We start from the raw sequence: 14,995 nt of genomic DNA on the forward strand, positions 1-14,995 counted from the left end.
TTTAATCGCATTCTTATAGAGAGGTGAATAACATTGAAAAAATGGATTGTACTTCTTTTTTGCATCTTGTTAATTGTTTTTCTTCGTCCATCACAGGAAGTAAAAGCCAAAGAACCAAATACAAAACCTAAGGTGATTCCGAGTTTACAGGAGTGGACTGGTTCGAATGGATATTTCACTTTAAATGAAGATTCACGTATTATCGTTGATCTGGATGGTAAAGGAAAATTAATGAATACGGCTAATGTCTTTCAAAAGGATTTAAAGGAAATGACTGGTAGTACTCTTCCAATTGAAACAGCAAAAACACCTGCTGAAGGAGATTTCTTTCTCACCCTAACAGAGGAGAAAGATCAAACAATTGGAGATGAGGGTTATCATTTTGTTGTGGAGAATGCAGTGACGATAAGAGCTAACACAAAGACTGGAGTGTTCTACGGGACAAGGACAGCACTACAAATTCTCGTTCAGGACCCAACAAAAAAGAAACTTCCTAATGGTACTGCCAAAGATTATCCGAAATATGGCGAAAGGGGATTTATGCTTGATGTTGGTCGAAAGTATTTCCCGATGGAGTTCTTAAAAGATTATGCAAAAGTGATGGCATGGTATAAGATGAATGATTTTCAACTTCATTTAAATGATAATGCAATTTTTAAAGATAACGACCGTAGCCATTGGGATAAATATTCTGCATTTCGAATGGAAAGTGACACCTACCCGAAATTGACTGCAGAGGATGGTCATTATAGCAAAGCGGAATTCAGGGAACTACAGGATTTAGCTGAAGTGAATGGTTTAACGATCACACCAGAATTTGATACTCCGAGTCACTCACTGGCATTAACGAAACTGCGACCAGATCTGGTACATCCGGATCTACCGGTAGATCATTTAGATATTACGCGCCAGGAGACCGTGGATTTTATTAAGTCTGTGTGGGATGAATATTATGATTTGTTCAGCACAGAAACGGTTCATATCGGTGCAGACGAATTTTACCGAAATGACAAAGAAATGAGCAATGTCTATCGTAATTTCATTAATACACTAAATGATCAGGCTAAAAGTAATAATAAGAAAGTTCGTGCGTGGGGTGGTTTATCATACTATAAAGGGGATGTGGTTGTTGATAAAGATGTGACCTTTAATATTTGGAATGTTGGTTGGTACAATCCAAACGAAGCCGTAAACAGTGGATATAATATTATTAATTCTGATGATGGCTTGCTCTATATTGTGCCGAAAGCAGGGTACTATCATGATTATCTTGACACAAAGTGGCTTTATAACAATTGGGAGCCTACCATTTTTAGTGGTGGAATTGCATTAGAAGAGAATAATGAACAGGTACTTGGTGGTATGTTCGCACTATGGAATGACATGCTTGGTAAAAAAGTAAGTATCTCTGATGCACACGATCGGATTAGCAAAGCTATGCCAACATTAGCTGAAAAAATGTGGCGTGGTCATTCAGATGAAACAACCTTTTCTCAATTTCAAGAGCTAACGAGTGAAATTGGGGTGGCACCAGGAACAAATCTTGATTATAACGTGAAAAGTAAGACAGATAAATTGATTGACTATCCATTTGATGAGGAGAAGGTTATTGACCATTCAGGAAATAATTATGATGGAGAGATACAAGGTGCGAAACTCATCAAAGAAGGAAAGCAAGGTAACGCATTATTATTTTCAGAGAAAACGGATCATGTAACAACAGAAGTAGACACAAAAGGTTTTCCATGGACTGTTTCGGCTTGGGTGAAGTTAGAGGATACAAAAGAACCAGAAGCAGTTTTAATGGAATCCAGTTATAGTAGTTTAAAACTTAAACAGAAAGAAACTGGTAATGCTGGATTTACAAGGGAAGGATTCGATTTCAGTTTTAATACAGCAGTTCCAACTGGAAGATGGGTACATGTTGCGTTTCGAGGGGATTTAAAAGGAACTTCTTTATTCATCGATGGGGAGTTGAAGGATACGCTAGCTGATAACACATTACTGCCAGTACAAACAATTGGAAGTAAAACAAATTCCTTTACTGGTGTGTTAGATGAACTGCAAATCTATAATCGTTACCTTTCTACAAGTGAAATAGCAGAGGTATCAAATGCACCAGCATGGACAATTAATATTGCCGCTGGCAAAAAGGCTACAGCTTCTTCAAATGAGACAGAAGCGTTTACACCCAATCTTGCAGTAGACGAGAATGATACAACACGCTGGGCATCCGGTTATACGGACGAAGAATGGATATATGTGGATCTATTAGACAAACAACCTATCAATAAAGTTGTGTTGAATTGGGAGAATGCATATGGCAAAGGGTATAAAATTCAAGTTTCTAATGATGCCGAATCCTGGAAAGATGTCTACAGCACTGAAAACGGTGACGGTGGGAAAGATATTATACACTTTCCAGAAGAAAATGCACGATATGTGCGTATGAAAGGCACAGAACGAGCAATTGATTGGGGATTTTCTTTGTATGAATTCGAGGTATACCAGCCTGTTACTGCTTCGGGAATGATTAAGTGGATTGAACAGCTGCAGGATAGAAGTGAAATAACGAATCAGACAGCTAGAAAATTAACTATGCACATGACAACAGTTAGCCGTTATGCCGATCAACAACGTACTGATAAGGTATTAAAGCACGTAGAAGGTTTTCTGAAATTGAATAAGAAACTGCTTGAAGAAGGCGATCTTACCGATGAGGTTTATGAGAAACTAAAAGCTGCTGCAATTGAACTTCAAATTAAGTGGCAGATGAATTAATGTGAGCAGGGGCATGGCGAGCTCGGTTTAATGTTTATAATTATGCTTCTCATTTAGATTAAATAATCCGAGCTTGCTTCACAGCCTTACATATCCATAGTTATATAGAAGAATATACCTACCAGTTGATGGTAGTTATACGTTACTAGTACGTGTAACTCTTTTGACAGACTTATCAAGACTTATTGACAGGGAGGGGGGATAAAATGAGTATAAAAAGTAAATTAATCTTTGGAACCGCAACAGCTATTTTAGGTTTATCCCTGGTAGGAGCACCAACTTACGCTTATTTCTTTCATTCTGAAAATCCTGACAAAATTTCGGAGGAGAATAAGATAGATTTGAATACGAGCACAAATACGATCATCCAGGTGGATCAGTTGAAGCCGGGAGATAAGATGACGCGTTCCTTTAAACTAAGTAATGATGGAAACACGAATATAAAAAATGTGTTATTAGATACAACTTATACAATTGAAGATGCAAATCATAATAATATAGAAGATTTTGGGAAACACATCCGGGTGAACTTCATGTGGAATGAGGATAAGGCGCTTAGTAGGAAGTGGCCCCCAGATAATATCATCTATAAAACAACACTTTATGATTTACAAAAAATGACACCAGATGCGGTCAACAACAAGCTTTTTATTCCGTATTTTGAAGAACGTGGTGGGATAGAAGCGGGTGATACAGATAAGCTATTCGTTCAATTTGAGTTTGTCGACAACAATCAAAAACAGAATGAATTTCAAGGAGATAAGCTGGAGCTGACATGGACGTTTGAAGGGATTGCTGAGTAACAATAGAAGATAATTAGATGAACAACAATTATGGTGAGCGATAAGCCAATCTAAATGTTTTATAGAAAATGAGCATTTTGAGTTTGTTTCGCAAGCTTCCGAAAGTAATCACCTAAGCTAGGAGGTAGAGAAATGTTTAACGAGCGAGGGAAGAAAGCGGGTAGAAAAAAGTTAGTAATAGCATCAAAACTAGTAGTAAGCATGTATGTGCTTTTATTTACCATCGGTTATTTAACTTCCAATACTGGAGCCTATTTCAATGACAAGGAAAAAGAGGAGCAAGTGATCCAAGCTGGAACGTGGTGGGACGGTAGTAAGCTTGCTTTTACTGGTGAGCAAGACCAATCAGGGACATGTCCAGGTAAAACAATTTCTGTGACATTGCAAAACGTAGGTGCCAAGATGCTTGGAAGTACAACATATAAAATTTATTTTGCAGAAACTGGCGATCCCAAAACAGGTGAGATAATAAAAAGCGGAACAATTGCGGAGTTAGAAGAAACTGGAAATAAAGTGTTGGACTATGAAAATGTGAAAGAAGGAACCTACCAATTTTCTGTTCTGCAACGAGAAGGATTTCCAGATGAAAAACACCAGGAAATCTGGAGTGAAGAGATTGTTGTAACTTGTGAAGAGCCCGAGGCACAGCCAACAGAGGACGATGTTAAAGCTTCAGAGGAAACCTCCTCTAACCAAGTAAAGGAAGACGAACCGAAGCAAGCAGACGAGTCAGAGAGTAATCAAAATCAAGCCTCCTATGAGCAAGAAGAGTTAAAGGATAAGAAAGCAGAGACTGAGGCGAAAGAAACAACAAAGAGTAAGCAAACAACAGATGCTCAAGCAAAACTGCAGGAGAAAAAAGCAACTGATGGTGCACAGCAAGAAAGCGAATCGAAGGAGCAAGATCAAGCTGCGTCTTTAGCGGATGAAGAGACAAAAAAAGGAGCAAATGAAGATACAGGAAAGGAGCAAAAAAATGAGCCGGCAAACTAAAAAGAAGATAGGCAGATGGTTAAATAGCCTCTCCACAGGAATTTTATTTGCTGTACTAATTGCTTTCATGCTTGTAGTCATTTCTGCCAAGGCATCTGGTGGAGAGCCTCAAGTGTTTGGCTATCAATTCAAAACTGTTCTTTCCGGATCAATGGAACCCGACATTAAAACAGGTTCACTTATTGCAGTTGAATCGATCAAGGATGCGAACGGGTTAACCAAAGGCGATGTCATCACATTTAAAAAAGATGAAAACATGCTCGTTACACACCGTATTATTGAAGTTGTGAAAAATGAAAGTGGAGTGAGTTACCGAACAAAGGGCGATAACAATGATGGTCCTGATTTAAAGCCAGTCCCTTCGGAAAATGTTGTAGCCACATACACTGGCTTTACTATTCCATATGTAGGTTATTTTATTAATTTTGCCCAATCAAAAAATGGCGCATTGTTGCTTCTTATTCCTGGGTTTTTACTACTTTGTTATTCAGGTATAACAATCTGGAGAGCATTAAAAGAAATAGACTCGAAATCATCAAATAAAATGGAAGCATAGAAAATACTGTAAAGGAATAATTTGCAACTGAAAAGAAGACTTTCTACCCGCTCCTGTGAAATTTTTCAGGAGCTTTTTTATATAAATTAACTTCGTGAATGAATTTTATCAATTGCATTAAAAGACTTATTACGTGATACCCTATTACTAAACCACTACGTAGGAGTCGGGAAACGACAAATACTGCCTAAATATTTCCTGGGAAATAAATTAGGAAATAGTGTCGAAGGTTGAGGGATATGTCGACGTTTGATATGGAAGCTCGTAATGCTACGATAGTGGACTGCTGAAGAAGCCTTCATAATTTACAATTTATGTATATTAATTGGTCTTAATCTGATTCGCGTATCTTTTGTTCCCACCTTTTGAAAATAAAAAATGAAAAAAGAATCGGTTTGCTTTGACCGATTCTTTTTTACTGTAAATTCAAGTAGTCGCTTATTTTCGAAGCCATTTTCTTGCTTCATCAACCTCTTCCAATGAAAAGCGTTCGATTTCTACACCAGGAATGACTTTATTTTGATCTAAGCTCATAAATGTATCATCTGCAACAATTGCACTCTTCTTGATGCTCTTTAAATGAACAACAACCTTAAATGCTTCCCATAATGCTTTTGGTGTATTACCCTCAATGTTTTTAAAAATAAATAAAATGTTGAGTGGTTCCTCTTGCAGCTTTTTCGCCTTTAATGCTTCTTTAAATAAATGCAAATCATCCTCTGTTGCTGTTCCCTCTGTCGTTACTTCCAACAATTCACCTTGTTTTTCTCCATCAAGTTTTAGCATGTTATTCATCCTTTCGAGTAGCTTTATATATTATTTTCCTTTCCAAGGAGGGAATGAAACGTAATTTGACAATTGTATCTTAGATGTGTGTAATTCATCTAATAATAGGATAGCTTTTTCAAGCTTCTTTCATACAAATTGGATAGTTGAATGTTATTAGAAGAAGATGACTTTGTCTTTAGACTCATAATTAAGCGAAAAACTATTGAGAACCATCTGAAAGAAAAAAGAATAAGCTTGATTAATAAACGGACAATTATAAAAGGCTGACAAAAATTTCACTTTTTGTCAGCCTTTTTTCACTTATTTGTCTACTAGTTTCTCTTCTACATCATCTAACATGAGATTAGCTGCGATAACTCCACCAGCAGTGTTCCATATTGTATCACTCACTTCATATGCTTTACCTGCTTTTACAGCACTTAGGTTTTTCCATAATGGATCATTTACCCATTCATCTTCTACTTGCTGTCCTTCTCCTTCTTCCGGTTCATATGTGAAGTAGAAAATAACGTCCCCGTCCATTTCATCAATTCTTTCTTTCGTTACTCCTTTTGCAGCGAAATCATCTACATCCTGTGCTTCAGGGCGATCCAAACCGATTTCCTCGAGAATTACTCCTGAGAAAGAATCTTTATGGTAGATACGGACATCACTTGGCATGAAACGAACCATAGATACTTTGGTATTAATTTTGTCGCCTAAATCCTCTTGCAGGGTTTTAATACGGTTATTGTAATCATCCAATACTTCTTGTCCTTTTTCTTCTTTCCCAACTGCCTCCGCTATTAGTTCGAAGTTTACTTTCCAGTCTCCACGAAGTGTTTCTTCGAATACGGTTGGGGCAATATCTGATAATGCTTGGTACTGTTCTTCCTGTCTCATTTTATTACCAATAATCAAATCAGGCTCTAGTGCTGCAATTGCTTCCAGATTAATATCACTTTCTGTTCCAACAACTTCTACACCTTCCATTTGATCAGCGATATGCTTATACCACTGATCCCCTGTCCAGGATTGAACTGCTCCAACTGGCTTTATTCCTAAAGATAATAATGCCTCTGTACCGTGATTAGTAAGCATGACAATTCGCTCTGGCTTTCCTTCAATAGTTGCTGTTCCCATGGCATGTTCAATTTTATAGCTTTCTCCAGCTGCTTCTTCCGTCTTGTTATCTCCGGATTTATCTGTGCTTCCTTCTTTTTTGTCAGAATCACCCGCGCCACATGCTGCTAGAAGAAAGATAAGTGAGAGTGCAATATAAAATAATGATTTTTTTAACAAAATGGATTCCTCCTATGTAAATTGAATTGAGAATGATTTTCATTTGCTGTAGTTAATATAAGCTGTATTGTCTGGCTTGTCAATAAAATTTATGAAATTAATTGAAAATAAATTTTAAGTTCATTGACAATGATTCTCAATTATTTTAAACTGAAAATGGTTAGATGTGTACGTAACAGTTTTAGTTGAGAAAGGTATACAACAATGATAAAAAGTAACGCAAATAAAATCATAGTATTAACTATAGGTGTATTATTGGTTGTCTTTCTAATGTGGGCAAGCACGATTTTTGGACTCACAAAAGTGACAACTCAAACGTTAGTTAATTCTATTTATCATTTTGATGGTTCGAATGAACACATTATTATACAACAAGCAAGAATTCCCCGGGCATTAATTGCAGCTGCCGTTGGTGGTAGTCTTGCCATAGCCGGAGCAATTATGCAAGGGTTGACGAATAATCCGTTGGCATCCCCGAGTTTGTTTGGAGTGAACGCCGGGGCAAGCTTTCTAGTTGTTGTGGGAATCAGCTTTTTAGGATTTACCTCTTCCGGAAGCTTTACCTGGCTGGCATTTGCAGGGGCTGCTGTTTCTTCAATTATTGTCTATGTTCTAGGTTCGATGGGAAGGGATGGAATAACACCAATTAAAATTACTTTAGCAGGTGCAGCAATTGCTGCATTATTTTCTTCCCTGACCCAAGGAATTTTAACCTTGAATGAAAGTGCTCTAGACCAGGTGCTTTTTTGGCTGGCAGGCTCTGTACAGGGAAGGGACTTAGACGTCTTGATAGGGGTCCTTCCGTATCTCATTTTAGGTTGGTTAGCTTCTATTTTTATTGGAAAACAAATGAATGTATTGACAATGGGAGAAGATATAGCGAAGGGCTTGGGGCAAAAAACCTTACTTATTAAAATAGTAGGTGCAATAATCGTTGTTTTATTAGCGGGTGGGTCTGTAGCTATCGCAGGTCCCATTGGTTTTATCGGGATTGTCATTCCACATATTTCAAGATGGTTTGTTGGTATAGACTATCGCTGGATTATACCATATAGCGGATTGCTTGGTGCCATGTTATTGCTTATGGCAGACATTGCAGCAAGGTATATCATTATGCCAGCTGAAGTTCCAGTAGGTGTTATGACTGCGTTTATCGGAGTTCCCTTTTTTATCTACATTGCTAGGAGGGGAATAAACGAATGAAGAAAAACGTATCCTTCAGATTAGGCAAATTATCTTTTTTAATTAATAAAAGATCCTTTATTACAACAGTTGGATTAACGCTATTAATCATACTTCTAATGATTGTCAGCTTAGGAATTGGGCAAATGAAAATCTCTCCAATTCATGTGGTAAAAGCAATATTTAGTGCGAGTACAGATATGGAAAACTTGGTAGTCCAGTCTTTTCGAATGCCGAGGATTCTTTTGTCTATACTGGCGGGTGCTGCATTGGCCATGTCTGGTGCCATATTGCAAGGAATTATCCGTAATCCGTTGGCCTCACCTGATATTATTGGAATAACTGGTGGAGCATCATTTACAACGGTGGCTTTTCTCGCTTTATATAGTGATCGAAGTAATACATTAACATTGAGTATTCACTGGCTCCCATTAGCTTCCTTTATTGGAGCAGTCGTAATTGGCTTTCTTGTATACTTTTTGGCGTGGAAAAATGGTGGAATTGCTCCCATTCGTCTAGTGCTAATTGGTGTAGGGGTCTCAGCGGCCGTGCAGGCGCTCACTACGATGATGATGTTATTAGGACCAATTTTCACAGCATCCCGGGCAAATATTTGGATTACTGGTAGTGTAAATGGTACAAATTGGACAGAAGTTGCTACACTTGCACCTTGGATCCTATTCTTAACCTTTATTTTATTTGTTTATTCAAGAAGGTTAAACATGCATGATTTAGGAGAAGAGTTAGTGACGAATGCTGGAGGTTTTGTTCAAAAAGATCGTTTTATCCTACTATTGTTAAGTACAGCACTTGCTGGTGGAGCTGTTGCGTTTGCTGGAGGAGTTGGATTTGTCGGTTTAATGGCACCACATATGGCTAGACGGCTGGTGGGTTCCTCGTATGGGGTACTATTGCCAGTATCTGCATTACTTGGAGGGACGATCGTACTTGTTGCAGACTTAATTGCACGAACGGCATTTGCTCCACTTGAAGTTCCAGTCGGTGTATTCACCTCAGCAATCGGTGCTCCTTATTTTATATATTTATTGTTTAAAAGCAGGAATAAGTAAATCGTACAGATTAAAAGGACGGCCTAGATGGAAAGGGGAATGTAGGATGCATGCAATTTCAACAAAATCACTAACATTAGGCTATGGTGAAGAAAATATTATCGATCAATTGGACCTGTCTATTCCTAAAGGCAAAATAACCGTTTTTATAGGAAGTAATGGAAGTGGAAAATCTACATTACTCCGTTCATTAGCTCGTCTTTTAAAGCCCAAGAGCGGATCCATTGTCTTAGACGGTAACGATATTGCTCATACCTCTACGAAAAAAATTGCAAGAAAGCTGGCTATTCTTCCTCAGTCGCCGGTAGCACCAGAAGGATTAACAGTATTACAGCTGGTAAAGCAAGGGAGGTATCCATATCAAAATTGGTTGCAGCAATGGTCTGAAAAAGATGAAGAAGCGGTAGTAAATGCAATGAAAGTAACTAGAATGAGTGAATTTGCAGATCGGAAAGTGGACTCCTTATCAGGTGGGCAAAGACAAAGAGCGTGGATCGCTATGACACTTGCACAAGATACGGAAACAATTCTGCTCGACGAGCCAACGACTTATCTGGATATGACGCACCAGATAGAGATTCTTGATCTGCTTTATGATTTAAACCAATCAGAGGAACGAACGATTGTGATGGTTCTTCATGATATTAATTTAGCTTGCAGATATGCAGATAATATTGTAGCTATTCATGATAAAAGAATATACAAACAGGGCGATCCGGATACAATAATTACACCAGATTTGATTCATTCGGTATTTGGCTTACAATGCCATGTAGCTTGTGATCCGCTTTGTGGTACACCGATGTGTATCCCATTTAGTAAAGGGAAGCATTTAAGAGCTGGTCGTCAGCAGGTGAACGAAGCAAACTCTTACTAGGTTTATAAGAATAATTTTCGAAATGAAAAAAGGCTGCTCCTGTATATGGTTGGGAGTAGCCTTTTCATAACCTTTCGATAAATGAGAGAGGAGAGCCTCGTTTACAGGGACTCCATTAGTTCGTTGCCAGCAGGGAATATCACTTGTGCTCTATCTTGAAATTGTGGGGAATTTTTAGTTAATGAAGTGTCCCGTGGATAAACTTCCAGCCTTTTTACATCATAATCATGGATAATAAAACCGCCACCTAACCCTTCGTTAATCATTCGGTCAACCTCCAATTGATCATCCCGGTCAGAAAAAGCAGCCAATCAAGATCACCTCCTTGTCATAAGTATAGCATAAATTATCATATTTTTCTGTAAAATAAAGTTTTTGAGAAGCTGACATTGTACTTATTGCGCACTAACCCCTTTCCTACAATACTAATAAAAATTTTTAAAAATTTATTCAAACCGTTTAACGATTACCTCCGTTACCTTAAATGAGAATAAATTATTAGGAGGGAATAAAATGAAGAAGTGGATATTTTTTGTGGCAATGATGATTACTGTCCTCATGCTGAGTGCATGTGGTAATGACGCGGAAGAGGAATCCCAGGATAAGAGCAATGACACGGAAACTTCAGCGACTAGTGAAGATACAAGTGAAGGCACAAGTAGTGAGGCTGATACAGATACAAGTAGCCTACAACTTTTGGAAAATGACGACGTAGGAAAATATTTGGCAGATTCAGATGGGATGACACTGTATTATTTCACCAAAGATGAGGAAGGTAAAAGTAATTGTAGTGACAAGTGTCTGGAGAATTGGCCTGCGTTCACAACTCAGGATTTCGAGGTGCCTGAGGGATTTAGTAAAGATGATTTTGGTACGATAATGCGGGAAGATACTGGTGAGGAACAAGTGACGTATAAAGGCTATCCTCTTTATTATTTTGTAAAAGATAAGGAAAAAGGCGATGTAAATGGTCAAGGTGTTAAGGATGTCTGGTATATTGTAAACAGTGATACAACATTTAAGAAGTAAACTATACAATAAGCGCTAAAAGGAACGGTCACTATGTGATGGTTCCTTTTCTTCTCTTCAGCTAGTATAATACAGGAATAATAGAAATAGTTCGAAAATGTGATGGGGGAGGAGAGTGTGATATCTGTGAAAGACCGAACGGATGCTGAACTGATCGTTTTAATAAAACAACGACATCGTCCTGCATTGGAAGAAATATACGAACGATACATTAAATTAATTTATAGTTTTGTTTATAAATTCTGTAATGGAAATGAGGAAGCTGCCAAAGAAATGGTTCAGCTTACCTTTTTGCGACTTTGGACTACAAAAAGTAATTATGATCCCTCTAAAGGCGAGTTTGTAAATTGGTTGCTGACAGTTGTTCGAAGTGTGTGTATCGATCATATCAGAAAAGAGAAAAAGCATGCATATCCAAATCAATATGTTGATACTGACCGAACGAAGGATGTGGCAGATCCGGAAGATCAAATAGAGGGTACACTACTAGAAGCAGAGATAGCTAAAGCGAAAAGTAACTTATCCGCAAGGCAAAGGAGATTAATTGACTTGCTCTATTGGCGGGGATATTCGCTAACGGAAATAGCTGAGATGGAAAACACACCAGTGGGAACCATCAAAAGCAGGCTTCATCAATCACTTAAACAATTAAAGAAATATTTAGAACTGGAGGGTTCATAATGGAAAGGAAATGTGAACACCTACTTTCTTATATGGCAGATACACTTAAGGAGGAAGATAGAGAGAGCTTCGAAGCACATATGAAGAAGTGCGATGCTTGCAGGAGAGAGTATGCAGAGCTGATTGATTCATGGGAAGCATTACAGTTTGATTTTGAAGAACAGCAAGTACCAGAGTCGCTCAAGGCCGACGTCTTTGATTTTGTTTTTAACGACAAGAAAGAAGAGGAAAATAGAAATTTTAAAGATAAAATCAGGGATTGGGGAATTCTGTTGAGAAATCAATTTACTCCATTATCAGCAAGTCTTGTTTTTACATTGGTTTTAGCAACAGCTATTTTAATGTTTATAAATGGACAATCAGGAAACGTGGAGCAAATGGCAGGTAACCAGCAGGCTGAGATTATGGCATCTGTAAATCTGAAATCTTCTAATGACGAGCTGCAAGGGGCAGACGGTTATGCCTATGTTGTTCAGCAGGATAATTCAAAGAAATTGGTCGTGCAGGTAGATGGTTTGCCTAAATTAGCAGGCTCACATACCTATCAGGTTTGGTTGTTAAAGGACGGAGAACGTGTAAATGCCGGCATTTTTAACACAGATGATTCAGGAGCCGGAATTCTAACCTATACACTACCCGCTGACGAAGACTTTGATCAAATTGGTATTACTCGGGAACCAGCGTTAGATAATACACAGCCGGAAGGACAAAAAGTAATGGGATCATAATAGAGATAACGCTTCGTTGCCAATACAAAATCAGAGGAAAAAACTATAAAAAAATCTTCCATTTAAGCAAACCGTTTACTTCTTTTATTCGTTTACTAAGATAAATGAGTTGTTTAGGAGGGTTTTTTTATGTGGAAAAAGATTATTTTGTTATGTCTATTCATACTACTACCATTTACCATGCTGGTTGCTTGTACAGGAAATGAGGAAGAGGATTTAAATAAGCCCGCAGAAGATAAACCAAAAGAAAAGACTACCAGCACGGATGATGAGCCAGGAGCTGAAGTTTATGTGAATAATCGTGACGCGGGTAACATCCAGGTTATTGATTCAAGCACAAATGAAGTGTTGGATACGATTCGTGTTGGTGAGAAACCTACATATAATGAAATCGGCCAAAGGGGAAATATGTTTATGTAGCTAATAGTCAATCAGAGGATGTGTCCATTATTTCTACGGACAATAATGAAGTGGTAAAAACGATTCCGGTTGGCAAGACACCAAAAGGGATCAATTTTACGCCTGACGGGGATTGGGTTTTTGTTATCAATGAAGGGGAAGGAACGGTAACGGCAATTGATACCGCGACTATGGAGAAAGAAGCAACGATTGAAGTTGGGGATAAGCCGCATAATGGGATAGCTAGCCCGGATGGAAGTAAGTTTTATGTTACTAACACGGCCTCCAACTCAGTATCTGTTATTAATGTTGTTTCCAAAAAAGTCACCAACACCATCGAAGGAATTGAAGGGGCTCCGCATAATTTGAATATTACTCCAAATGGAGAGACATTACTCGTGACACTGACACAAAAAGGGGAACTGGGAGTTATTGATTTAAATAAAGAGAAACTGACCGCAACTATCCCAGTTGGCACAGGCCATCATGTATTGGATATTACTGCAGACGGAAAATTTGCATATGTAGGAAATATTGGGGCCGATTATGTGTCTGTTGTGGATATGAAAAAACAAAAAGAAGTTGACCAAATTAAGGTAGGTATGGGCCACATGGAACGACAATATCCAATGATGGGAAGAACGTTTATGTAGCTGTAACGAGCAAAGATCAGGTTGCAGTGATTGATCGTAAAGAGAATGAAGTAGTAAAACGAGTGAATGTTGAATCATTTCCGTTTTTTATTAGTACATTAGAGAATACTGACGCAATAGAGTAGATAGTAAGAGTAAATTTTATGTTGCTGTCACTTGCCGAATTAATTATTGGTTTCAAGCATTATTATGCAGAAGTGTGGCGCAAAGTACTCGAATTCCCCCCTTACATTTTGTATACTAGCAATCAATCTATTAATTTCTATGGGGGTATTGCATGTCAAGGGAGATTTTTTATTCCGGATTAGTTCAATTGGAAAAACCGGTTAAAACAAACTTACAAGCGTTTGCTGACTATGGGGCAGATGGGGTTGAATTATTTTTGGATGGCCCCCAATGGAACGATAAGGATGCCAGCTTTTCTAATGTAAAAACATACCTCAATTCTTATCCTTTTACCTATAGCGTACATGGTCCAATGTTCGACTTGAACTTGACCAGTGAAAATGCTGCAGTCAGACAAACGGCCTTAAACGAATTGAAGAAAACGATTGAAATTGCGGATGAGATACAGGCACATCATGTGATTATTGACCCGGGAATTTGCATGTTTCAAATCTTCGATAAGCATCAAGCACAAAGGCGGGCTTTGGAAGCTATAATGGACTTGCAACAACATGCAAAACAATACAGGCAGCCTATTGCTATTGAGAATATCGGACATAACGGCACAGAACTTTTCAATCAGGAAGAGTTTTGTCGTTTATTGGATCATTTTCCCGATAAAGAGATGCTTGGACTGGTGTTGGACACAGGTCATGCCAATTTGAATAACTGGGATATCCCGGAAGTGCTCGAGGCCACTAAAGACCAGTTGCTTGCGATCCATCTAAACGATAATGATGGGCATACGGATAACCATTTAGCCATTGGTGACGGAAATATTAACTGGGAGCCAATATTCAAGAAGCTTCAACAGATACCAAAAAAATGTCGTTTCATTTTGGAATATAACACAGTTATGCCGTACGAGAAACTTCAGGAAGGGAAGAAGTTGTTAAGGGAATATTTATAGGCGATTCGAATCAAGCTGTGGTTAGAAATTTTTACAGCCATTGACACATTCATAACAGGGAGATAATAAGCAGTCTATCTCCCAACCCGAAAAAACAG

The 14,995-nt window shown here is 38.2% G+C and carries 16 protein-coding genes; 13 read left to right on the forward strand and 3 right to left on the reverse strand.

What is annotated here, in order from left to right; genetic code table 11:
• Positions 1-33: 33 nt before the first annotated feature.
• The 4 genes from JCM12304_RS07005 (at position 34) to sipW (ending at position 5,133) form a co-directional block, all read left to right on the forward strand.
• Positions 34-2,781, forward strand: coding sequence for a family 20 glycosylhydrolase (locus tag JCM12304_RS07005; protein WP_060679325.1), 2,748 nt, complete (start codon positions 34-36; stop codon positions 2,779-2,781).
• Positions 2,782-2,987: 206 nt separating this feature from the next.
• A complete protein-coding gene (locus JCM12304_RS07010) occupies positions 2,988-3,584 on the forward strand; it encodes a TasA family protein (protein ID WP_060679327.1) in 597 nt (198 codons plus the stop codon).
• 132 nt (positions 3,585-3,716) lie between these two features.
• Positions 3,717-4,577 carry an amyloid fiber anchoring/assembly protein TapA gene (gene tapA, locus JCM12304_RS07015; RefSeq protein ID WP_060679329.1) on the forward strand — a complete coding sequence of 287 codons (861 nt, stop codon included), beginning with the start codon at positions 3,717-3,719 and terminating at the stop codon, positions 4,575-4,577.
• A complete protein-coding gene (sipW, locus tag JCM12304_RS07020) occupies positions 4,561-5,133 on the forward strand; it encodes a signal peptidase I SipW (RefSeq protein WP_060679331.1) in 573 nt (190 codons plus the stop codon). Before tapA ends, sipW begins: the two co-directional genes overlap by 17 nt.
• A 438-nt stretch (positions 5,134-5,571) precedes the next feature.
• Here the strand turns inward: sipW and JCM12304_RS07025 are convergent, their stop codons facing one another.
• Together JCM12304_RS07025 and JCM12304_RS07030 are read right to left on the reverse strand one after the other, a co-directional pair.
• Complete coding sequence (locus JCM12304_RS07025) at positions 5,572-5,919, reverse strand: SpoIIAA family protein (RefSeq protein WP_019377438.1); 348 nt, start codon at positions 5,917-5,919, stop codon at positions 5,572-5,574.
• Positions 5,920-6,222: 303 nt separating this feature from the next.
• On the reverse strand, positions 6,223-7,203 hold the full coding sequence (locus JCM12304_RS07030) for an ABC transporter substrate-binding protein (RefSeq protein ID WP_060679332.1): 981 nt from the start codon (positions 7,201-7,203) through the stop codon (positions 6,223-6,225).
• Between the two features lie 204 nt (positions 7,204-7,407).
• On the opposite strand from JCM12304_RS07030, the gene JCM12304_RS07035 reads away from it, so the two are divergent.
• From JCM12304_RS07035 to JCM12304_RS07045, 3 genes are read left to right on the forward strand one after another with little or no spacing between them, the layout of a single operon-like run.
• Positions 7,408-8,406, forward strand: coding sequence for a FecCD family ABC transporter permease (locus JCM12304_RS07035; RefSeq protein ID WP_060679334.1), 999 nt, complete (start codon positions 7,408-7,410; stop codon positions 8,404-8,406).
• Positions 8,403-9,455 (forward strand): FecCD family ABC transporter permease, encoded by a 1,053-nt coding sequence (locus JCM12304_RS07040; RefSeq protein ID WP_019377435.1) that lies wholly within the window; start codon positions 8,403-8,405, stop codon positions 9,453-9,455. The genes JCM12304_RS07035 and JCM12304_RS07040 overlap by 4 nt, the downstream gene beginning before the upstream one ends.
• Before the next feature lie 46 nt (positions 9,456-9,501).
• A complete protein-coding gene (locus JCM12304_RS07045; protein ID WP_060679336.1) occupies positions 9,502-10,332 on the forward strand; it encodes an ABC transporter ATP-binding protein in 831 nt (276 codons plus the stop codon).
• Positions 10,333-10,433: 101 nt separating this feature from the next.
• Here the strand turns inward: JCM12304_RS07045 and JCM12304_RS07050 are convergent, their stop codons facing one another.
• Positions 10,434-10,643: a hypothetical protein gene (locus JCM12304_RS07050; RefSeq protein WP_060679338.1), complete on the reverse strand. Its 210-nt coding sequence runs from the start codon at positions 10,641-10,643 to the stop codon at positions 10,434-10,436.
• 202 nt (positions 10,644-10,845) lie between these two features.
• Here JCM12304_RS07050 and JCM12304_RS07055 point away from each other — a divergent pair, with 202 nt between their 5' ends.
• The 6 genes from JCM12304_RS07055 (at position 10,846) to JCM12304_RS07080 (ending at position 14,897) form a co-directional block, all read left to right on the forward strand.
• Positions 10,846-11,361 carry a hypothetical protein gene (locus JCM12304_RS07055; protein WP_060679340.1) on the forward strand — a complete coding sequence of 172 codons (516 nt, stop codon included), beginning with the start codon at positions 10,846-10,848 and terminating at the stop codon, positions 11,359-11,361.
• A gap of 126 nt (positions 11,362-11,487) precedes the next feature.
• Positions 11,488-12,042, forward strand: a complete 555-nt coding sequence (locus tag JCM12304_RS07060; protein ID WP_060679395.1) for an RNA polymerase sigma factor — start codon at positions 11,488-11,490, stop codon at positions 12,040-12,042.
• Complete coding sequence (locus JCM12304_RS07065) at positions 12,042-12,770, forward strand: anti-sigma factor (RefSeq protein ID WP_060679342.1); 729 nt, start codon at positions 12,042-12,044, stop codon at positions 12,768-12,770. The genes JCM12304_RS07060 and JCM12304_RS07065 overlap by 1 nt, the downstream gene beginning before the upstream one ends.
• Positions 12,771-12,899: 129 nt before the next feature.
• Positions 12,900-13,190, forward strand: a complete 291-nt coding sequence (locus JCM12304_RS07070; RefSeq protein WP_060679345.1) for a YncE family protein — start codon at positions 12,900-12,902, stop codon at positions 13,188-13,190.
• A gap of 20 nt (positions 13,191-13,210) precedes the next feature.
• Positions 13,211-13,822 carry a YncE family protein gene (locus JCM12304_RS07075; protein WP_082388001.1) on the forward strand — a complete coding sequence of 204 codons (612 nt, stop codon included), beginning with the start codon at positions 13,211-13,213 and terminating at the stop codon, positions 13,820-13,822.
• Positions 13,823-14,099: 277 nt separating this feature from the next.
• Positions 14,100-14,897, forward strand: coding sequence for a sugar phosphate isomerase/epimerase family protein (locus JCM12304_RS07080; RefSeq protein ID WP_060679349.1), 798 nt, complete (start codon positions 14,100-14,102; stop codon positions 14,895-14,897).
• The last annotated feature ends 98 nt before the right edge of the window (positions 14,898-14,995 follow it).

Origin of the sequence: Virgibacillus halodenitrificans JCM 12304, assembly GCF_001310895.1 — a bacterium.
GTDB lineage: Bacteria > Bacillota > Bacilli > Bacillales > Amphibacillaceae > Virgibacillus_Q > Virgibacillus_Q halodenitrificans.